This window comes from Cellulosimicrobium sp. I38E (assembly GCF_001647255.1).
GTDB classification, from domain to species: Bacteria; Actinomycetota; Actinomycetes; order Actinomycetales; family Cellulomonadaceae; genus Cellulosimicrobium; species Cellulosimicrobium cellulans_E.
Window position 1 is genome coordinate 54,937 of sequence record NZ_LUAZ01000072.1, and the last position, 19,467, is coordinate 74,403.

Here is a 19,467-nt window from a genome sequence, read left to right on the forward strand (position 1 = left end):
CGCGTGCGGGGAGGCCGCGGCGGGGCTCACGTGCCGAGCACCCGTGACAGGTAGCGCGCGACGGCGCGCACCGCCGCGATGGTCCCGGGATAGTCCATGCGCGTCGGCCCGATCGAGCCGACGAGGGCGACCGTGTCACCGTCGTTACCGTAACCGGTCGTCACGACGGAGGTCTCGACGAGGCCCTCGAGCTGGGTCTCGTGCCCGATCCGGACGCTCACGCCGGACTCCGCGGCCATCTCGGTGAGCAGGCCGAGGAGGACCACCTGCTCCTCGAGCGCCTCGAGGACCGGGCGCAGCGCGTGCTCGAACCGCATGCCCGCGCGGGCGAGGTTCGCCGTGCCGGCGAGCACGAGGCGCTCCTCGCTCTCCTCCGCGAGCGTCTGGGCGACGAGGTCGCCCACGGCGCGCACGAGCGGGGCGTCGTCGGGGTGGAAGCTCTCCGTCACGGCGGCGAGCCCCGGCGCGAGGTCGGTGAGGCGCTTGCCGGCCGCGGCGGCGTTGAGCCGCGCGCGGACCTCCACGAGCGTGCCCTCGTCGGGCACGCTCGCGACCTCGAGCGTGCGCTGCTCGACGCGGCCCGTGTCCGTGATGATGACGACGAGCAGGCGCGACTCCCCGACGGGCACGAGCTCGAGGTGGCGCAGCCCGGACCGGCTCAGGGACGGGTACTGCACGACCGCGACCTGGCCCGTGAGCTGCGCGAGCAGGCGCCCGGCGCGGGCGATGACGTCGTCGAGGTCGACCCCCTCGGAGAGGAAGGTCTCGATCGCGCGCTTCTCCGGCGCCGACAGCGGCTTCACGCCCGACAGCCGGTCGACGAAGAGGCGGTAGCCCTTGTCCGTCGGGATGCGGCCCGCGGACGTGTGCGGCTGCGCGATGAACCCGGCGTCCTCGAGGGCGGCCATGTCGTTGCGGATCGTCGCGGGCGAGACGCCGAGGCTGTGCCGCTCGGTGAGCACGCGCGACCCCACGGGCTCGCGCGTGAGGACGTAGTCCTCGACGATCGCCCGCAGCACCTCGAGCCGGCGCTCCTCGCTCACGTCCACCTCCGTGTGCCGCGCCGTCGCCGCCCCGGGCGGGCGCGCGGGCGTCGGCACTCTCGACCTCCGAGTGCCAATCCTACGCGTCCGCGCGGCCCGTCCCGCGGTCCTCCGCTCGTCGCGAACGCAGGTCCACGAGCCCGACGACGAGCGCGAGCGCGACGAGCACGATCGTCACGAGCAGCGCGCGCCCCGTCGCGTGCGCCGCCGTGTCGCCGCTCGCCAGCCCGCCGTAGTACACGGACAGCACGACCGAGATCCCGACCGCGGACCCGATGCGCTGGCCGAGCTGGAGCATGCTCCCCGCCACTCCCGCACGGCTCACGGGGACCTCGGACAGGGTGAGGGTCTGGTTCGGCGCGATGACCGTGCCGCTGCCCGCCCCGGCGACCAGCAGCGCGCCCGCGAGCGCCGGCCCGACGGCGCCGGGGTCGTCCCCGAGCAGTCGCACCACGGCGTCGGCCGCGACCACCCCGACGAGGACGAGCAGCACGCCGCCCACGACGAGCTGGCGGCCCCACCGCGCGACCCACCGTCCCGAGAACCAGGCGGAGACCCCCGATGCCACCGCGAAGGGCGTCCCGACGAGCCCCGCCTGGAGCGGCGTGTACCCGAGCTCGTCCTGGAGGTAGAGCGTGACGACGAGGAAGATCCCCGTGAAGCCCGCGAAGTAGGCGAGTCCGAGCAGCGCCCCGTTGCGGAACGACCCGAGCCCGACCACCTGCGGGTCGAGCACCGCCTCCCCCGTGCGGCGCTGGTACCGGCGTTCCCAGACGACGGCCGCGAGTCCCGCCGCCGCCGCGGCGGCCAGCCACCACCAGCGCGACGCGTCGTCGCCCTGTCCCGTGGTCGTGACGAACGGCATCATGACGCCGAGCGTCGCGGCGCCCAGGAGCGCCAGCCCGACGAGGTCGAGGCGACGCGGGCCCCCTCTGGTCCGCGCGTCGGCGGGCGGTGGCCCGGGCACGAGCCGCCACGCGAACGGCAGCAGGACGGCCACGACCGGGAGGTTCACGAGGAACACCCAGCGCCAGCCGTCCGCGGAGCCGGCCGCCGCGATGATGAGCCCGCCGAGCAGCGGGCCGAGCGCCGTCGAGACGCCGATCGTCGCGCCGAACATGCCGAACGCCCGGCCGCGCTCGAACCCGGAGAACTGCTGCTGGATGAGCCCGACGACCTGCGGGTTGAGGATGCCCGCGCTCACGCCCTGGAGCAGTCGCGCGACGCCCAGCCACGTGTCGGTCGGCGCGAGCCCGCACGCGAGGCTCATGAGCGCGAAGCCCACCAGCCCGGCGATGAACAGCGAGCGCCGGGCGCCCGCGTCACCGAGGCGGCCGGCGGGAACCAGGGCGAGCCCGAACGCGAGCGTGTAGCCCGCGACGACGAGCTGGAGCTCCGTGGGGCCCGCGTCGAGAGACGACTCGATCGACGGCAGGGCGACGTTGACGATCGAGACGTCGAGCGTCGTGACGAAGCCCACCGCGAGGCAGACGGGCAGCACGCGCCAGCGGTTCGGGTCCGGTTCGGCGCGCTGCGGGCTCACCGCTCCGTCGTACCACCCGCCCCCGGGGCCGCGCGCGTCGGGAGCCGGGTCCGGAGCGCGCCGAGATCGGCCCGAGCGTCCGAGATCGGCCCTCGGCAGGTCGATGTCGCGACGCACGGGCCGATCTCGGCGGGGTGCGTCCGGCGCTGACCTAGGGTGACGGCGTGTCCTTCGACCGTTATGGCTCCGACGTCCTCGGCGGCACGCCCGCCCCCGCCCACCACCGCGCGCGACCGGTGTCCCGACCGCAGCCCGCCGAGCGCGGGCTCGTGGTCGAGGAGGTGCAGACGGGGTGGGTCGGCGCCGTCGTCCGCGTCGAGAAGTCGGGCGGCATGCACGTCGTCGTGCTCGAGGACCGCGCCGGCCGCACGCGGACGTTCCCGCTCGGGCCCGGGTTCTGGGTCGACGGCGAGCCGGTCGAGCTCACCGCGCCCGTCACGTCCCGCGCCCCCGCGGCTCCGGCACGCACCGCGTCCGGCTCGCGGGCCGTCGTCGGGCAGCGGGCGCGCGTGGCCCGCGGCAGCCGCATCTGGGTCGAGGGCAAGCACGACGCCGAGCTCGTCGAGAAGGTGTGGGGCGACGACCTGCGCGTCGAGGGCGTCGTCGTCGAGCCCCTGCACGGCGTCGACGACCTCGCGGCGGCGCTCGCGGACTTCGGACCGACGCCGCAGCGGCGCGTGGGCGTGCTCGTGGACCACCTCGTCCCCGGGAGCAAGGAGCGGCGGATCGCCGACGAGGCCCTGCGCCGCTCCCCCGCGGGCACCGTGCTCGTGCTCGGGCACCCGTACGTCGACGTGTGGCAGGCCGTGAAGCCTGCGCGCGTCGGCCTCGACCGCTGGCCCGTGATCGAGCGGGGCACGGAGTGGAAGCGCGGCATCCTGCGCGAGCTCGGCTGGCCCGCGGACACCGCCGAGGACGTCGGCCGCGCGTGGCAGCGCATCCTCGGCACCGTCCGCACGTACGCCGACCTCGAGCCGTCCCTGCTCGGGCGCGTCGAGGAGCTCATCGACTTCGTCACGGCGCCCTGACCTCGCCCCGGGGTCCGGACGCGCCGCGCCCCGGCACCGTCGAGCGGCACCGGGGCGCGGTGGACGGGCGACGACGACCGGCCGTCAGGCGGCCGGCACTCCCCCCGTGAGGCGGCGGTAGGCGAAGCCCACGGCCACGTAGCTCAGCGGGATCGTGACGAACAGGCCGAGGCCGCAGGGGATCGCGCCGAGGATGTTGATGCCGAAGAGCGCGAGCAGCAGCAGGAACACCTGGCCGAAGTTCTTGGCCACGAGCGAGAAGCTCGTCCGGATCGCCGTGATCGCGTCGACGCCCTGGTCGAGCGCGACGTAGTAGACGAACGCCGAGAAGAGCAGCACCGCGAAGCCCGGCAGGATGCACAGCACGAAGCCGATGCCCGTCAGGATGCCGACGATCAGCGCCGCGAGCAGCACGTTGACGACGTTTCCGATGCGGAAGAACGCCGCGACGTCCGGGCGGCGCCCGTCCACCTCGTCGAGCGCGCCGCGCGTGAAGAACGCGGTGATGAGGTAGCCGATGACGGTGCCGACGATCCCGAGCAGGATGCTCGTGAAGGTGATGCCGCTGACGGCGGCGAAGTTCGTGTCCGTGAAGTCGTACTGGTCCTGGAACTGGTCGAACCCGCCCGAGATCCAGCTCCAGGCCACGTTGACGGCGATGAAGATGAGCGCGACGAGGATCCACGGCCCGAGGTTCGAGGTGACCTTGCGCCAGCCGTAGGAGATCGCCTCACCCACCGCGAACGCGGGTCCCGTGTACCCGGGCTGGGCGCCGTAGCCGCCCGCCGCCTGGGGGTAGGAACCCGGCGGAGGCGGGTAGGCGCCGGACGGCGGCGGGTAGGCGCCCGGCGGCGGGGCGGTCGGTCCGGGGGCCGTGGGGTCGCCCGGCGCGCCCGCGGGTGCGCCGTACGCTCCGGGTGCGCCGTACGCGGGCGGGCCCGACGGCGGTGCGGCCGGGTCTTGCGGCGCACCCCAGGCCGGCGGACCCGACGGCGGCGCGGCCGGGTCCTGCGGCGTCGCCCCGCCCGGTCCGTACGGCGAGGCCGGCGGAGCGTCGGGGGTCGTGGGTGGTGGGCCCGCGGGCTGGTCCGGGGCCGGACCCGCGGGCGGCTCTGCGGGCTGCTGCGGGGTGCCGGAACCGTCCGTCGGCGTCGGCTCGTCGTCGCGGGGCGGCTGACCGCCCGGGTTCGTGGGGTCCGTCATGGTGCACCTCGTTCCTCGTCGTCACGTGCTGCGGGCAGCACGCGTCCTCGACGTGCTCGGTCCTATCCTGGCTGCTCAGAGGCCTGGGCGCGCGGCGAGCACCGCGACGCCCACCCTCCTCAGACGGGCTGCTCAGCGTTCAGGCGTCGGTACACGTACGCCGTCGCGATCTGGGCGACGGGCAGCGCGACGAGCAGACCGACGTAGCACAGGAGCGTCCCGACGAGCTGGGCGAGGTACACGCCGAGGAACAGCAGCACGACGGTGCCGAGGTTCCTGCTCACGACGGTGAAGCTCGCCTTGAACGCGTCGAAGACGCCGAGGTTCTTGTCGATCACGTAGAACAGCGTGAACTGGGCGAAGAAGACGAACACGATCGGTCCCACGATCGTGATGGCCAGCACGCCCGTCGCGAGCCCGATGAGGAGGGCGGCGAGGATCACGGTGCCGAGGTTCGGGTACCGGAAGAAGTCCGCGTACTCGAGCTTCTTGCCCCGGGTGACCAGGAGCGACACGTTGACCACCGCGGCCTGCACGAGGAAGCCCAGCACGACGAAGATCGCGACGAACAGGAACGTGCCGAACCCGAACGCGAACCCGCCCGCCGTGCTGACCTCGCCGGTGACCGGGTCGACGGTCGTCTGCGCCGTCCCGACGAGGATCGCCCAGAACGCGACCGACAGGCCGGCGAGCACGGCGACGTACGTGAGGACGCCGCCGAGGATGACGCCGACGTTCTGCGTGAACCTGTCCCAGCCGTAGGAGAAGGCGTCCTGGACCTGGACCGTCTGCCCCGGGTAGCCCGGCTGCCCGTACGGCGCGGCCGGCGGCGGGTAGCCGGGCTGCCCGCCGTACGGCGGCTGCCCCGGCGGCTGCTGGCCGTACGGCTGACCGGGCGGCGGCCCCGCAGGCGGGGGGTACGCACCTGCGGGCGGGGCACCGTACGGCTGTGCGGGCGGCGGCCCGGCCGGGGGCGGCGACGCGGGTCGCGTGGGCGCGGGCCGCGGCTGCGGCGCGGCGGGCTCGGACGCTGCGGGCTCCCGGGGCGGGACCGACGGCTCGGCCGCCGCGTACGGGTTCTCGGACGCCGGGGCGGCGTCCGAGGGGAGCCGCGGCTCGTTCTCGTCGCGCGGCGGGCCGCCGGCGGTGCTCTCGCTCATGGGTCTCCTCGGTCGGTCGACGGGCCACGGCGGAGCCGCCCCGCGCCGGATGTGGACGTCGTGTGTCGATCGCACATTTCGCGGTCGTGCTCCACCTTGTCGGGATTCCGACGACGGCGCGAGAGGAAACGCCGGGCGGACCGGCCCGCACGGCAGAAGTCACCCGGTGCCTCGCCCCGGGCGGGCGCGGCACGACGGCCGCGGAGGGATCAACGGGTCGTGGAACCCAGCGCCGCCGCGCGGGTCAGGCCGTCGACGACGACCGCGGTGTACGCCGTCGCGCCGGCGTCCGTGGGGTGCACGCCGTCCGGGCCGAGCACGGAGGGGTCCGCGGCCGCCGCGGCCGACCAGTCCGCGACGACCACGCCGGGGTGCCGGCCCGCGGCGGCGACGATCTCGGCGTTGGTGCCCGGGACCCACGGCCGGTCGGCGTACCCGGTGACGAGCACGACGCGGTGGTCGGGCCCGATCGCCGCGAGCAGCTCGTCCATCGCCGCGGCGCTCGCGGTGCTGTTCGTCCCGAGCGAGACGACGACGTAGGGCCGCAGCGCGCCCGCGCCGCGCGCGGCGGCGAGCGCCGCCGGCCCGTCCTTGACCTGGCGCGAGACCGCGCCGTCGACGTAGGCGCCCGGGAGCGCGGACAGGAGCGCGGGCGCGCTCGCGAGCGTCACCGAGTCGCCGACGACGGTGACCTGGTCGCCCGTCGGCGCGGCGACCGGCGCCGCCGGCACCTCGTCGGCCCCGGGCTCGGGGTCCGGTGCGGGCGAGGCGGCCGGGTCGGGCCCGGCTCCGTCTGCCGGTGCTTCCCCCTCCGGGGCGGCCGCCTCCGGAGCGGCCTCCGCCGGGGCGTCCGACGCGGCCTGCGTCGCCTGCGCTGCCTGCTCCCCCGCCGCGATCTGCTGCTCCACGCTCGTCGTGGCAGGCGCTGTGACGACGCCGGCGGCGGAGAGGCCGACGACGAGCGCGCACGACGCCGCGAGCGCCCAGCCCCGGCGGGAGAGGACGCGCGGCCCGGCCTCGTCGGACGTCGGCTGGAGCCGACGCGCGAGGTCGCGCGCCGCGCCGCGCAGCCCGCGCCGTAGGACGGGGCGCTCGACGTACCGGTAGGAGAGCGCCGCCGCGACGACGGTCACGGCGAGCGTCACGACGACGACCACCGGGTGCACCGTGCCCGGCGGCACGGGCCCGACCACGGTCCCGAGCGAGGACGCGGCGAGCACGAGCACGGGCCAGTGCCACAGGTAGAGCCCGTACGACCGCCGTCCGACCCAGCCGAGCGGGCCGCGGTCGAGCTGCGTGCCGAGGCCGGGCAGGCACACGACGGCGTTGAGCACCGCGGTCGCGGCGACGGCGCACACGAGCAGCCCGCCGCGGTAGGCGAGGGCGTCGTCCCAGCGCATCGTCGCGACCGCGACCCCGAGCACGACCGCGCCCGCCACCCCGGCGGCGAGGACGGCGAGCCGGCCGCGTGGCGTGCGCACGCGCGGACCGCCCGGCAGGAGGACGTGCGCGTCGGCGCCGGACCGGGCGTCGCCGTCGGGCCGCTGGACGGGGCGCACGTGCCAGAACGCGAGCGCCGCCCCGGCCATGAGCGCGAAGAGGTGGGTGTCGGTGCCGACGTAGACGCGCGTCGGGTCGGCGCCGGGCGCGTAGAGCAGCGCCATGAGGGCCGCGGACGCCAGCCCCAGACCGGCCACGATCCACGGCGCCCGACGGCGCAGGGGCCGCACGACGCTCAGGAGCACGACGGCGAGCGGCCACAGGAGGTAGAACTGCTCCTCGACCGCGAGCGACCACAGGTTGCCGAAGAGGTGCGGGAGCAGGGCTCCCGAGTACGTGGCGCCGCTCGCGACGTCGACCCAGTTGCTCGTGAACGTCGCGGCGCCGAGGAGCTGGGGGCCGATGCCGACGAGGACGTCGCCGCCGACGACCGCCGCGACGGCCGTGCACACCGCCACGACCAGCCCGAGCGCGGGGAGCAGGCGGCGCGCCCGGCGCGCCCAGAAGGCGCGCAGCCCCACGTGGTGCCGGTCGCGATGCTCGCGCACGAGCAGCGTCGTGATGAGGAAGCCCGAGAGCACGAAGAAGACGTCGACCCCGACGTACCCGCCCGGGAAGGTGGCGGGGGCGAGGTGGAACGCGACGACGACCACCACGGCGAGCGCCCGCAGCCCGTCGAGCCCGGGCATCCGGCGGTAGCGCACGGTCGGTCGGCCCGGCCGGCGGCCCGATGACGGTGCTCGCACGTGCCCGACGACACGAGGCGTCTCGAGCGTCGGGCGGCCGACCCCCGCAGGGGTCGTCCCGGGTCGAGATGCCTCGTGGGTCGTCGTCACTCGTCCGTGATCTCCCGTACCACCGTGTCTGCCAGCAACCGTCCTCGCAGGGTGAGCACCGCACGTCCTGCGACCGCCGCGCGGCCGTCGAGGAGCCCGTTCGCGACGAGCCCGGCGACGGCGCGTCGTCCGGCCGGGGACAGGACCGCGAGGTCGAGACCCTCGTGCAGCCGCACGCCGAGCATGGCCTGCTCGAGCCGGCCCTCGTCCCGCGTGAGGAGCTCGCGTCCTGCGGCGGGGCTCGTGCCCGCATCGAGCAGCGCCGCGTAGCGGCGCGGGTGCTTCACGTTCCACCATCGCACGCCGACCCTCGCGTCCCGGACCGACGCGCCCGTGTCGTCGGTCACGGACGGGTCGGCACGCAGTGCCCCGGGGACCGCGACGTACGAGTGCGCGCCGGGACCGATCCCCCACCAGTCGTCGCCCCGCCAGTACGCGAGGTTGTGGCGGCAGCGGTCGTCGTCGGCGCGAGCCCAGTTGCTCACCTCGTACCAGGTGAGCCCGGCGGCGGTGAGCAGCTCGTCGGCGAGCTCGTACTTCGTCGCCTGGTCGTCCTCGCTCGGCAGCGCGACCTCGCCGCGGCGCACCTGGGCGGCCATCTTGGTGCCCGCCTCGACGACGAGGGCGTAGGCCGACACGTGGTCGACGCCGGTCGCGAGGGCGGCGTCGAGGCTCGCCCGCCAGTCGTCGAGGCTCTCCCCCGGCGTGCCGTAGATGAGGTCGAGCGAGATCTGGAGGCCCGCGTCGCGCGCCCAGCGCACGACGTCGGGGATGCGGCGCGGGTCGTGCGTGCGCTCGAGGGTCGCGAGCACGTGCGGGACGGCGGACTGCATGCCGAACGAGACGCGCGTGAACCCGGCCGCCGCGAGCTCCGCGAGAGACTCGGGCGTCACCGAGTCGGGGTTGGCCTCGGTCGTCACCTCGGCGTCGGGCGCGAGGCCCCACGCGTCGCGCACGCCGCGGAGCAGGCGCACGAGGTCGCCGGCAGGCAGGAGCGTGGGCGTGCCCCCGCCGACGAAGACGGTCGAGACGGGGCGCTCGGGCAGTGCGGCGTCGCGCAGCACGCGCGCCGCGAGGTCGATCTCGCGCAGCGCCGTGCTCGCGTACGACGCCTGGCTCGCGCCCCCGCCGAGCTCGGACGCCGTGTAGGTGTTGAAGTCGCAGTACCCGCACCGGACCGAGCAGAACGGGACGTGCAGGTAGACGCCGAACCCGCGCGACGCCGTCGGGCCGGGCGCCCCCGCGACGGACCCGTCCCCGCCCGCCGCGATCCACGCGGGGAGCGAGCCGTCGGGTGGGACCGGCTCGCCGTCGGGCAGGGCAGGGCTCACTTCTTGGACTTGTCCTTGGCGTCCTTGCCGCCCGCGGCGTCGGAGGAGAGCGCGGCGATGAAGGCGTCCTTCGGGACCTCGACGGACCCGATGTTCTTCATGCGCTTCTTGCCCTCCTTCTGCTTCTCGAGCAGCTTGCGCTTACGGCTGATGTCGCCGCCGTAGCACTTGGCGAGGACGTCCTTGCGCATCGCGCGCACGGTCTCGCGCGCGATGACGCGCGCGCCCACGGCCGCCTGGATCGGCACCTCGAACTGCTGGCGCGGGATGATCTCCTTGAGCTTGGCGGTCATCATCACGCCGTAGTCGTACGCCTTGTCCTTGTGCACGATCGCGCTGAACGCGTCGACCTGCTCGCCCTGGAGCAGGATGTCGACCTTGACGAGATCCGCGACCTGGTCGCCCGAGGGCTCGTAGTCGAGCGACGCGTAGCCGCGCGTGCGGGACTTGAGCTGGTCGAAGAAGTCGAACACGATCTCGGCGAGCGGCAGCGTGAAGCGCAGCTCGACGCGGTCCTCGGACAGGTAGTCCATGCCGAGCATCTGGCCGCGGCGGTCGTTGCACAGGCCCATGACGGTGCCCACGAACTCGCTCGGCGCGAGGATGGTCGCCCGCACGACGGGCTCGCTGACCTGCTTGATCTTGCCGCCGGGGAACTCCGACGGGTTCGTCACCTTGATGACCGTGCCGTCCTCGAGCGTCACGTCGTAGACGACGTTCGGCGCGGTCGAGATGAGGTCGAGGTCGAACTCGCGCTCGAGCCGCTCGCGCACGATCTCCAGGTGCAGCAGGCCGAGGAACCCGACGCGGAACCCGAAGCCGAGCGCGACCGAGGTCTCCGGCTCGTAGTTGAGCGCCGCGTCGTTGAGCTTGAGCTTGTCCAGCGCGTCGCGCAGCACCGGGTAGTCGGTGCCGTCGATCGGGTACAGGCCCGAGAAGACCATCGGCTTGGGGTCGGAGTAACCGCCGAGCGCCTCCGCCGCGGGCTTCGCGGAGTTCGTCACCGTGTCGCCGACCTTCGACTGGCGCACGTCCTTCACGCCCGTGATGAGGTAGCCGACCTCGCCGACGCCGAGGCCCTTCGTGACGATGGGCTCGGGCGAGATGACGCCGATCTCGAGCAGCTCGTGCGTCGCGCGCGTCGACATCATGAGGATGCGCTCGCGCGGGTTGAGGTTGCCGTCGACGACGCGCACGTAGGTCACGACGCCGCGGTAGGTGTCGTAGACCGAGTCGAAGATCATGGCGCGCGCGGGGGCGTCCGCGTTCCCGACGGGGGCGGGCACGCGCTCGACGATGCGGTCGAGCAGCGCCTCGACGCCCGCGCCCGTCTTGCCGGAGACCTTGAGCACGTCGTCCGGGTCGCCGCCCACGAGGTTCGCGAGCTCCTCCGCGTACTTCTCGGGCTGCGCCGCCGGGAGGTCGATCTTGTTGAGCACGGGGATGATCTCGAGCTCGTTCTCCATCGCGAGGTACAGGTTCGCGAGGGTCTGCGCCTCGATGCCCTGCGCGGCGTCGACGAGCAGCACCGCGCCCTCGCACGCGGCGAGCGAGCGCGAGACCTCGTACGTGAAGTCGACGTGGCCCGGGGTGTCGATCATGTTCAGCGCGTGCGGGGTCTCGACCCCGTCCTCGACGACCGCCCACGGCATGCGGACGGCCTGCGACTTGATCGTGATGCCGCGCTCGCGCTCGATGTCCATGCGGTCGAGGTACTGGGCGCGCATGGCGCGCGGCTCGACGACACCGGTGAGCTGCAGCATGCGGTCGGCCAGGGTCGACTTGCCGTGGTCGATGTGCGCGATGATGCAAAAGTTCCGGATCAGCTCGGGCGGCGTGGCCGCGGGCTGGATGCGGGTGCTCAGCTGGGCGCTGGGGATCGGGGACAACGCGGGTGCGCTCCTGGGAGTGGCGTGCGGGTCGGGGCCGCGCGCTCGGGGGCGGCGCGCCGACGGTCGCTCTCGGGCGGGCGGGAGCGTCCATTGTCCCACGTCCGGCGTCGCGCACCCGCCCGCCCTGCGGGGCGCCGCGCGCCGACCTAGCGTGGAGGTCCCGGCGGCACCGGCCGCCCGGCGACGAGAGGAGCACTCATGGCCCAGGACACCGCGCACCGGACCTCCGGCCGCCCCGGCGGCCGTCGCGTGCTGGCGATCGTGACGAACTACGGCGTCGAGCAGGACGAGCTCGTGGTCCCGCTCGAGCACCTGCGCGGCGAGGGGGTGGAGGTCGACGTCGCCGCCGTGTCCGCCGACGACGTGCAGACCCTCGTGGACGACAAGGACCCCGGCCGCACCGTCACCCCGACGCTCACGCACGCCGACGCCGACCCCGCCGCGTACGACCTGCTGCTCGTGCCCGGCGGCACGATCAACGCCGACGCCCTGCGCCTCCAGGACGACGCCGTGAGCCTCGTGCGCGCGTTCACGACCGCGGGCAAGCCCGTCGCGGCGATCTGCCACGGCCCCTGGGTGCTCGTCGAGGCGGCAGCCGTCGAGGGCAAGACCCTCACGAGCTACCCGTCGCTCGAGACCGACGTGCTCAACGCGGGCGGGGCCTGGGTCGACCGTCCCGTCGTGCGGGACGACGACGGCTACACGCTCGTCACGTCGCGCGACCCCGGCGACCTCGACGACTTCCTGCGCGAGGTGGACGCCGTCCTCGGGGGCTGACGCGGCGGTCCCGCGCGGGCATACTCCCGCCATGGACGACGCCCTTGACCACCTCGCGCTGCTGTCCCGCCTCCAGGACGCGTTCCTCGCCGAGGTCCGCGACGCCGACCCGGAGACGCCGGTCCCGGCGTGCGCCGGGTGGTGGGTCCGCGACCTCGTCGAGCACGTCGGGAGCGTCCACCACTGGGCGGCCGCGCAGGCCCGACGACGGCCGGAGACGCCGCTCGGGCCCGGCCCGTTCGACCTCGCCCCGTTCTACGCCGAGCACGCGGCGGAGCTGCGCACGACGCTCGCCGCGCTCGACCCGGACGCCCCGGCGTGGACGCTCCTCGCACCGGACGACCCGGCCTCGACGGTGCTCTTCTGGCACCGCCGGCAGACGCACGAGACGCTCGTGCACCTGCACGACCTCCGCGCCGCCCGCGGTTACGCGGTCCGTGACGTCGACCCCGTCGTCTGGGCGGACGCCGTGGACGAGGTCGTCACGGTCATGGCGCCTCGCCAGGTCCGCCTCGGCCGTGCGGAGCCGCTGGCCCTGCCCGTCGCGCTCCGGGCCATCGACGCCGGACGGTCGTGGGTCCTCGGCGACGGCGAGCCGGCAGCGACGGCGTCGGCACCCGCGCGCGAGCTCGCGCTCCTGCTGTGGGGACGGCTCGCACCTGACGCGGCCGGCGTCGTGGTGGACGGCGACGCCGACGCGCTGGCCGCCGCGCTCGCCGGGCGCCTCACACCCTGACCGCACCAGCCGCCCTGAGCGCCCTGACCGCGGCGAGGCACGCCCGGTAGGGTGCGCGCGTGGCACGCAACCGATGGCTGGGACTACTCACCGACGCGGCACGCGCCGTCGTCTCCGGGCTCACGCGCTCGTCGCAGGGCTCGCAGGGCGGCACGGGCACCGCGGCGACGCGCGCGCCCGGGAGGGAGCGGACGCCGTCGGGCCGGACGCCGTCCCCGCGCCCGGGCCCACGCCCGACGGCCCCTGCGCGGCCAAGCGCCCCGGCGCGGGCGGGAGCGGGCGGCAGCCGCACCGGCGCGTACCCCGGCGACTACGAGGGTCGCGTCCGCGCGCAGTACGCGCCGCGGCTCGACGGCGACCCGGACCCCGGGGAGATCGTCTGGACATGGGTGCCCTTCGAGGAGGACTTCTCGCAGGGCAAGGACCGGCCCGTGCTGCTCGTCGGGTCGGACGGTGACTGGCTGCTGGGCGTCATGCTCACGAGCAAGGACCACTCGCGCGACGCGCGCGACGAGGCCCGGTGGGGTCGCTACTGGCTCGACATTGGGTCCGGCCCGTGGGACGCCCAGGGCCGCGACAGCGAGGTCCGGCTCGACCGCGTGATCCGCGTCGAGCCGGGCGCGGTGCGGCGCGAGGGCGCCGTGGTGGGGCGCGACGTCTTCGACCGCGTGGTGGCGGGCATCACGCAGCACCGCTGACCCCGCGGACCGGGAACCCGACAGGGACGCGACGCGGCGACCTCGCGGCGTCGTCCGGCGGGAGCTCCGGCGGATTGGAGTTCGGGCCACGACCGCTGGTAGTCTTGGTGGTCGCGTGTCCGCCCAGGTCGGCGGGCACAGCCCCAGCACCTCTCCACGGGTTCCCCACCCCAGTCCCGGAGCTGGAGCCGCCCTCTACGACCTATCCGCTCGCTCCGGCGAACAGAACCAGAGAGTCCACACGTGGCAAACATCAAGTCCCAGATCAAGCGCATCCGTACGAACGAGAAGGCTCGCCTGCGCAACAAGGCGGTCAAGTCCGAGCTCAAGACGTACGTGCGCCGCGTGCGCGAGGCCGTCGCCGCGGGCGACAAGGACGCGGCGAGCACCGCGCTCCAGGCTGCGTCCCGCAAGCTCGACAAGGCCGTCTCGAAGGGCGTCATCCACGCGAACCAGGCCGCGAACCGCAAGTCGGCCATCGCGAAGGCCGTCAACGCTCTCTGAGCGCACGGTTCGCCCGCGCTGACGTGACACGCTGAACGTCACGACGGCCGCACAGGCTTCCCACGGAGGGGCGCCGACCCGCACGGGTCGGCGCCCCTCCGTGCGTGCGCGTGCGAGAGCCCGGCTCGTACGAGGGAGAGCTCCAGGCTGTCGAGAGCCGTGCCGAGGGAGTACGGGACGGTGGATGTCGCACCGGGGCCGGCGCTGACGGAACTTCGGCCGCTCGGCCCCTCAGCGACCGTGGGCGCGGGCGATGGTGAGGACGGCGCGCTCGACGGCGAACACCGGGTCCCGCCCGGCGCCCTTGACCTCGGCGTCGGCCTGCGCGACGGCGCTGATGGCCGTGGCGAGGCCCTCCGGGGTCCACCCCGCGAGCTCGCGGCGTGCACGGTCGACCTGCCAGGGGGCGAGCCCGAGGTCCTTGGCGGCGATGCCGCCGCGACCGCGCATCGCGCCGACCTTCGCGAGCGCGCGGAGCTTCATCGCGAGCGCGGCGACGAGCGGCACCGGGTCGGCACCGGTCGCGAGCGCGTGGCGCAGGAGGGCGACGGCCTCCCCCGCGTTCCCCGCGACGGCCGCGTCCGCGACACGGAAGCCGGTCGCCTCGACCCGGCCGCCGTAGTAGCGGTCGACGACCGCCTCGCTCACGGTGCCGTCCGTGTCGGTGACGAGCTGGCTGCACGCGGCGGCGAGCTCGCGCAGGTCGTTGCCGACCGCCTCGACGAGCGCGCGCACTCCCGACGCGTCGATGCGGCGGCGGGCACGACGGAACTCGGCGGTGACGAACGCGGTCTTGTCGGAGTCCTTCTTGATCGCCTCGACCGCGACGACCGGCGCGCCGCTCGCCTTGATCGCGTCGAGCATGCGCTTGCCACGCACGCCGCCCCCGTGCACGACGACGACGGTCGTCTCCGGGTCGGCCGTCGGGACGTAGTCCACGACGTCGGCGACGAGCGCGTCGGTCGCCGCCTCCGCCCCCTCGATGACCACGACCTTGGCCTCACCGAACAGCGACGGGCTCGCGGCGACCGTGAGCATGCCCGCCTGGTAGGTCGCCCCCTCCATCGTGACCTTCTCGACTTCCGGGTCCCGCTCGCGCGCGAGCCCGACGATCGCGTCCACGGCACGCTCGGCCAGGAGCGACTCGGGACCCTGCACCAGCACGACCGGTGCGATCCGGACGTCGTCCCACGCGAGCGACGGGCCGGCGGACGGACGGGCGGTACGGGTCGGCGCGGGCATGGCACCAGCCTCCCACGAGCCGCCCACCGCGCGAGAACCCCGGCGCGTCCTGGCGCCCCCGCTCGACGGATCCCTGGCTCCCCTGGCCTCTAGATCCCTTGGTTCCCCTGGCTTCTCGGGCTTTGCTGGCTCTCCTGGCTCCGTCCGCCACGGTACGGACGGCAGGCGTCCCGTGGCCGGGACGCTCCGGCCGCGTCAGCCGCAGCCCGCGGCGGCGAGGAGGTCGTCACGCACGACGAGCGCGAACGTCCCGCACGTGTCCGTCCGCAACACCGTCGCGCCGACGCCCCGGTAGAGGTCGAGGGCCCGGTCGGTCGGGTGCCCGTAGGTGTTCTCCCCCGAGCTGACGAGCGCGACCGTCGGGGCGAGCAGCTCGGCGAGGCGGTCGGACTGCGTCGCCGAGCCGTGGTGCGCGACCTTGACGACGTCGACCGGGCCGGAGCCGCGCTGCGCGAGGGTCCGGGCGAGCGCCGCCTGGCCGGCGTCCTCCAGGTCGCCGAGCGCGACGACGTCCATCCCCGCCACGTGCAGGAGGAGCACCACGCTCGCGTCGTTCGCACCGCCGTCGGACTCCGCGACGGCGGTACGTGCCGTGCTCGGGCGCGCGACGCTCGTCGGCCCGCCGCCCACCCCGGCCTGGAGCACCTCCCACCGCACGCCGCCGGCGCCGGGGCCTCCGGACGAGCCGACGTCCTGACGGCCGTCCATGTCGTCCGCGCCTCCCGCGCTGCCGGTGGCGCCCGGCTGTGCGACCTGGACCGGGACGCCCGCGTCCGTGAGTGCGGCGAGTGTCCGTTCGGCCTGCTCCGGAGGATCAGCCGTCGCGGTCACGAGGGCGCGTTCGACCTTCCGGCCGCGCAGCACGGCGTCGAGACCGCCCACGTGGTCGGCGTGGAAGTGGCTGAGGACGAGCAGGTCGACCCGGTCGACGCCGAGGCGGTCGAGGCAGTCGCCCGCCGCGGCTCCTGCTGGCCCCACGTCCACGACCACCGCCGACCGGGGTCCGGAGCGCAGCACGAGGGCGTCGCCCTGCCCGACGTCGCACGCGACCACGGCCCAGTCCTGCGGAACCGGCCCGGCCGTCACGACGAGCGGGCGCACGAGCGCGACGACGAGCACCACCAGGCCCACGACGACGAGCGCACCGGCCACGACCTGCCCCGGGGACCGGCGGGGCATCCTCGGCGTCGTGCCGGGCCAGGCCCCGCCTCGGCCGCCGCGGGACCACCGGCGCCGGGTGGCCCGGACCGCCCGGGCGACGCGGTCGCGCAGCGGCGGCGACGACGCTCGCCGCACGGCACGTCGCTCCCCGGCCTCGCGCAGCGCGCGCGAGCGGAGCACGACGGCGATCAGCACGGCGGTCCCGAGCGCGAGCAGGACCAGCCCGCCGACGCCTCCCGGCCAGGGCAGCCGTGCGCCGGGGAGACCCGCGAACGCCTCTGCGACGCCCGCGATCCACCCGGTGAAGATCCCGGCGACCCACCCGAGCGCCGTCGCCGCGGCGGGCCACCACGGCGCGACGAGGGTGGCGACGACGCCCAAGACGGTCGCGGGTCCGAGTGCCGGGGCCGCGAGCAGGTTGGCGGGGACGGACCAGGTGCTCACGCTCGGGTCGAGCAGGACGAGCACCGGGGCGCACGCGGCCTGCGCGGCGACGGGCACCGCGACCACGTGCGCGACGGTCCGCCCGCACCACGGTGCCATCCGGCGGGCGAGAGGCGTCGTGAGGAGCGCGAGCCCGGCCGTCGCCGCGACAGAGAGCACGAAGCCGTACGAGCGGGCGAGCCCGGGGTCGAGGACGAGCAGCACGACGACGCCGGCCGCGAGGGCAGCCATGGCGCGCGACGGCCTGCCGAGCGCGATGCCGACCACGCCGACGGCGCCCATCGCGGCCGCCCGCAGCACGCTGGGCTCCGGGTGGACGAGCACGACGAAGCCCGCCATGGCCGCGCCGGTGATCACGACGCGCGCCCAGCGGGCCGCGCGGACCAGGACGCACAGCCCGGCCACGCAGGCCACGACGATCGCGAAGTGCCCGCCGGACACGGCGGTGACGTGCGTGAGCGACGTCGTCCGCATCGCGTCGTCGAGCACGGGGTCGAGCCGCGAGGTGTCACCGACCGCCACACCCGGGACGAGCCCGCGCGCCTGCGGGCTCAGGCCCGCGGTCGCGTCGAGGAGCCCGCGACGCATCGCGTGCACGCCGCGCAGGAACGCGCCCGGTGGCTCGACGACCCGCGGCGGGCCCTCCGTCCGGAGCATCGTCCGGTCGCCCTGGACCGCGAGCCGGCCCGTCGCCACGACGGACGCCCCGTACGGGAGCTCCTCCCAGCCGTCGCCCGTCCCGGTGACGACGACGGTCCCCGCCGCGGCGGTCGTCACACCGCGCGCGGTGAGGTCGCGCAGGGAGACGCGTACCTCGTGGCGGTCGGTGGCGCCCGACCACGGGTTCGACCGCGGCACGACGGCGGAGCGCACGGTCGCGGTCACCGTCGCCGTCGCACCCTGGCCGGCCAGGTCGGCGAGCGCCTGCCGGTCGGCGAGCTGCGCGCCCGTGGACAGGAGCACCGCCGCCACGCACGCGGCCACCAGGGCGACCTGTCCCAGCACGCGCGCGGTCAGGCCCGACCGGACGGGCCGGCCCGGACCCGACGGAGGTCGTCGGACTCCCGGCCCCGACGGCACGCGGGCGGCGCCCGGGGAGATGGCGGGTCCCGTGCCCGCCGGCGTCCCGCGGCGGGCACGTCGCGCGCCGAGCAGCACTCCGCCGAGCACGACGCCCAGCAGCACGACGGTGATCGACGCACCGCGCAGGACCAGGGTCGGCGCAGCGCCGACCGCGAGGAACGCCGCCCCCCAGGCCGCGAGCGCCGCCGGGACGAGCCGCAGGTCGGTCACACGCGGACGAGGTCGCGCACGTCCGCGAGCACGGCAGGCCCGATCCCGCTCACCTCGCCGAGCTCGTCGACCGTCGTGAACGGACCGTTCTCGTCCCGCCACGCGACGATGCGCTCGGCGAGCACGGGCCCGATCCCGGGCAGCGCGTCGAGCGCCGTCGCGTCGGCCGCGTTGAGGTCCACCGCTCCGCCCGCGGTGGCCCCGGCCGCGGGCGCTGCCGGTCCGGCGGCGGGCACCGCCTCGCCGGGTCGTGGGACGACGATCTGCTCGCCGTCCGTCACCGTCCGGGCGAGGTTCAGGGCGGCGAGGTCGGCCTCGGCGGTCGCCCCGCCGGCCGCCTCGAGCGCGTCCGCGACGCGTGCGTCGGCGGCGACGGTCACGAGGCCGGGAGCAGCGACCTGGCCCACGACGTGCACGACCACGCCGCCCGACGGCGCGCCCTCGGCCCCGGACTCGGCGCTCTCTCCCCCTCCTCCCGCTGCTGCACGCTCCGCGGTCCCGCCGCCGGTCGTCGCGTCGGCGCCCGCCAGCGCCGCGGACTCCGCGTCCGGCTCCGTCGCCGGACCGCCGGCCGGCGTCGCGTCGATCGGCACGACCGCAGTGACTCCTCCGGCCGGGGACCTCAGCAGCACGACCCCGGCCGCGAGGAGGAGCACGACGACCAGCGCGACCACCGCCGTCCGTGGCCGCAGCGCCCACCGGCGGCGCCCCTCCTCGCCGAGCCCGGCGAACCCCGCGTGCGACGTGGGGTGCCCGTACGTCGCGGTGTACGCCGTCGCCGCGGTCCGCGCCGCGCGGGACCGCAGGCGGTCGACCGCCACGTCGCCCGGACTCGCGCGACCGGCGAGCCCGGAATCTTCCGTCCCGGCGTCGTCCGTCCCGGCTTCTCCCGCGCGGTCCGCGCCCTTGCTCTCGTCCACGTCGGGGCGGGGCGGGAGCCAACCCGTGGCCGTGTCGTCCGACCCCCGCGCACGACCGCGTCCGCGGCGATCACCCTCGTCGGCCACGGGAGACTCTCCCCAGCCTCCGGGCGCCTCTCCGCTGGACGCGGGTGCCGCGCCATCGTCCACGGGGTA

Annotated in this window: 15 protein-coding genes; 5 read left to right on the forward strand and 10 right to left on the reverse strand. The window is 75.5% G+C overall.

All coding sequences use genetic code 11. The features are described 5' to 3' along the window. Positions 1 to 26: 26 nt before the first annotated feature. Both hrcA and A0J59_RS18840 read right to left on the reverse strand, forming a co-directional pair. On the reverse strand, positions 27 to 1,043 hold the full coding sequence (hrcA, locus tag A0J59_RS18835; protein WP_047233038.1) for a heat-inducible transcriptional repressor HrcA: 1,017 nt from the start codon (positions 1,041 to 1,043) through the stop codon (positions 27 to 29). Between the two features lie 79 nt (positions 1,044 to 1,122). Continuing rightward, positions 1,123 to 2,586 carry an MFS transporter gene (locus A0J59_RS18840; RefSeq protein WP_047232990.1) on the reverse strand — a complete coding sequence of 488 codons (1,464 nt, stop codon included), beginning with the start codon at positions 2,584 to 2,586 and terminating at the stop codon, positions 1,123 to 1,125. Positions 2,587 to 2,750: 164 nt separating this feature from the next. Here A0J59_RS18840 and A0J59_RS18845 point away from each other — a divergent pair, with 164 nt between their 5' ends. Continuing rightward, a complete protein-coding gene (locus tag A0J59_RS18845; RefSeq protein WP_064317112.1) occupies positions 2,751 to 3,614 on the forward strand; it encodes a DUF3097 domain-containing protein in 864 nt (287 codons plus the stop codon). An 84-nt stretch (positions 3,615 to 3,698) separates the two neighbouring features. Here the strand turns inward: A0J59_RS18845 and A0J59_RS18850 are convergent, their stop codons facing one another. From A0J59_RS18850 to lepA, 5 genes are all read right to left on the reverse strand, one after another. After that, on the reverse strand, positions 3,699 to 4,817 hold the full coding sequence (locus A0J59_RS18850; protein ID WP_064317113.1) for a hypothetical protein: 1,119 nt from the start codon (positions 4,815 to 4,817) through the stop codon (positions 3,699 to 3,701). A gap of 119 nt (positions 4,818 to 4,936) precedes the next feature. Beyond that, positions 4,937 to 5,977, reverse strand: a complete 1,041-nt coding sequence (locus A0J59_RS18855; RefSeq protein ID WP_064317114.1) for a hypothetical protein — start codon at positions 5,975 to 5,977, stop codon at positions 4,937 to 4,939. 209 nt (positions 5,978 to 6,186) lie between these two features. After that, a complete protein-coding gene (locus A0J59_RS22575) occupies positions 6,187 to 8,166 on the reverse strand; it encodes an acyltransferase family protein (protein ID WP_156533186.1) in 1,980 nt (659 codons plus the stop codon). Positions 8,167 to 8,309: 143 nt separating this feature from the next. Next, on the reverse strand, positions 8,310 to 9,644 hold the full coding sequence (gene hemW, locus A0J59_RS18865) for a radical SAM family heme chaperone HemW (protein ID WP_064317116.1): 1,335 nt from the start codon (positions 9,642 to 9,644) through the stop codon (positions 8,310 to 8,312). Beyond that, positions 9,641 to 11,533, reverse strand: coding sequence for a translation elongation factor 4 (gene lepA, locus A0J59_RS18870; protein WP_047232987.1), 1,893 nt, complete (start codon positions 11,531 to 11,533; stop codon positions 9,641 to 9,643). The genes hemW and lepA overlap by 4 nt, the downstream gene beginning before the upstream one ends. Positions 11,534 to 11,734: 201 nt before the next feature. Between lepA and A0J59_RS18875 the strand changes: the two genes are divergently transcribed. From A0J59_RS18875 to rpsT, 4 genes are all read left to right on the forward strand, one after another. Further along, positions 11,735 to 12,313, forward strand: a complete 579-nt coding sequence (locus A0J59_RS18875) for a DJ-1/PfpI/YhbO family deglycase/protease (RefSeq protein WP_064317117.1) — start codon at positions 11,735 to 11,737, stop codon at positions 12,311 to 12,313. A 31-nt stretch (positions 12,314 to 12,344) separates the two neighbouring features. Continuing rightward, positions 12,345 to 13,049, forward strand: coding sequence for a maleylpyruvate isomerase family mycothiol-dependent enzyme (locus tag A0J59_RS18880; protein WP_064317118.1), 705 nt, complete (start codon positions 12,345 to 12,347; stop codon positions 13,047 to 13,049). 59 nt (positions 13,050 to 13,108) lie between these two features. Beyond that, complete coding sequence (locus A0J59_RS18885) at positions 13,109 to 13,747, forward strand: type II toxin-antitoxin system PemK/MazF family toxin (protein ID WP_064317119.1); 639 nt, start codon at positions 13,109 to 13,111, stop codon at positions 13,745 to 13,747. Between the two features lie 243 nt (positions 13,748 to 13,990). Then, entirely contained in the window at positions 13,991 to 14,251 is a 261-nt protein-coding gene (rpsT, locus tag A0J59_RS18890) for a 30S ribosomal protein S20 (RefSeq protein ID WP_047232984.1), read from the forward strand. A gap of 231 nt (positions 14,252 to 14,482) precedes the next feature. Here rpsT and holA read toward each other — a convergent pair whose 3' ends face one another. The 3 genes from holA to A0J59_RS22505 form a co-directional block, all read right to left on the reverse strand. Further along, complete coding sequence (gene holA / locus A0J59_RS18895) at positions 14,483 to 15,493, reverse strand: DNA polymerase III subunit delta (RefSeq protein WP_047233033.1); 1,011 nt, start codon at positions 15,491 to 15,493, stop codon at positions 14,483 to 14,485. A 195-nt stretch (positions 15,494 to 15,688) separates the two neighbouring features. Further along, on the reverse strand, positions 15,689 to 18,391 hold the full coding sequence (locus A0J59_RS18900; RefSeq protein ID WP_064317120.1) for a ComEC/Rec2 family competence protein: 2,703 nt from the start codon (positions 18,389 to 18,391) through the stop codon (positions 15,689 to 15,691). Then, a complete protein-coding gene (locus A0J59_RS22505) occupies positions 18,388 to 19,311 on the reverse strand; it encodes a helix-hairpin-helix domain-containing protein (RefSeq protein WP_255365348.1) in 924 nt (307 codons plus the stop codon). The genes A0J59_RS18900 and A0J59_RS22505 overlap by 4 nt, the downstream gene beginning before the upstream one ends. Between the last annotated feature and the right edge of the window lie 156 nt (positions 19,312 to 19,467).

What these genes read in the sequence shown, in the direction of transcription:
- A0J59_RS18855 (WP_064317114.1), bottom strand. Translation starts at nt 5,977, where the DNA reads ATGAGCGAGAGCACCGCCGGCGGCCCGCCGCGCGACGAGAACGAGCCG.
- A0J59_RS18875 (WP_064317117.1), top strand. Translation starts at nt 11,735, where the DNA reads ATGGCCCAGGACACCGCGCACCGGACCTCCGGCCGCCCCGGCGGCCGT.
- A0J59_RS18880 (WP_064317118.1), top strand. Translation starts at nt 12,345, where the DNA reads ATGGACGACGCCCTTGACCACCTCGCGCTGCTGTCCCGCCTCCAGGAC.
- A0J59_RS18850 (WP_064317113.1), bottom strand. Translation starts at nt 4,817, where the DNA reads ATGACGGACCCCACGAACCCGGGCGGTCAGCCGCCCCGCGACGACGAG.
- holA (WP_047233033.1), bottom strand. Translation starts at nt 15,493, where the DNA reads ATGCCCGCGCCGACCCGTACCGCCCGTCCGTCCGCCGGCCCGTCGCTC.
- A0J59_RS22575 (WP_156533186.1), bottom strand. Translation starts at nt 8,166, where the DNA reads ATGCCCGGGCTCGACGGGCTGCGGGCGCTCGCCGTGGTGGTCGTCGTC.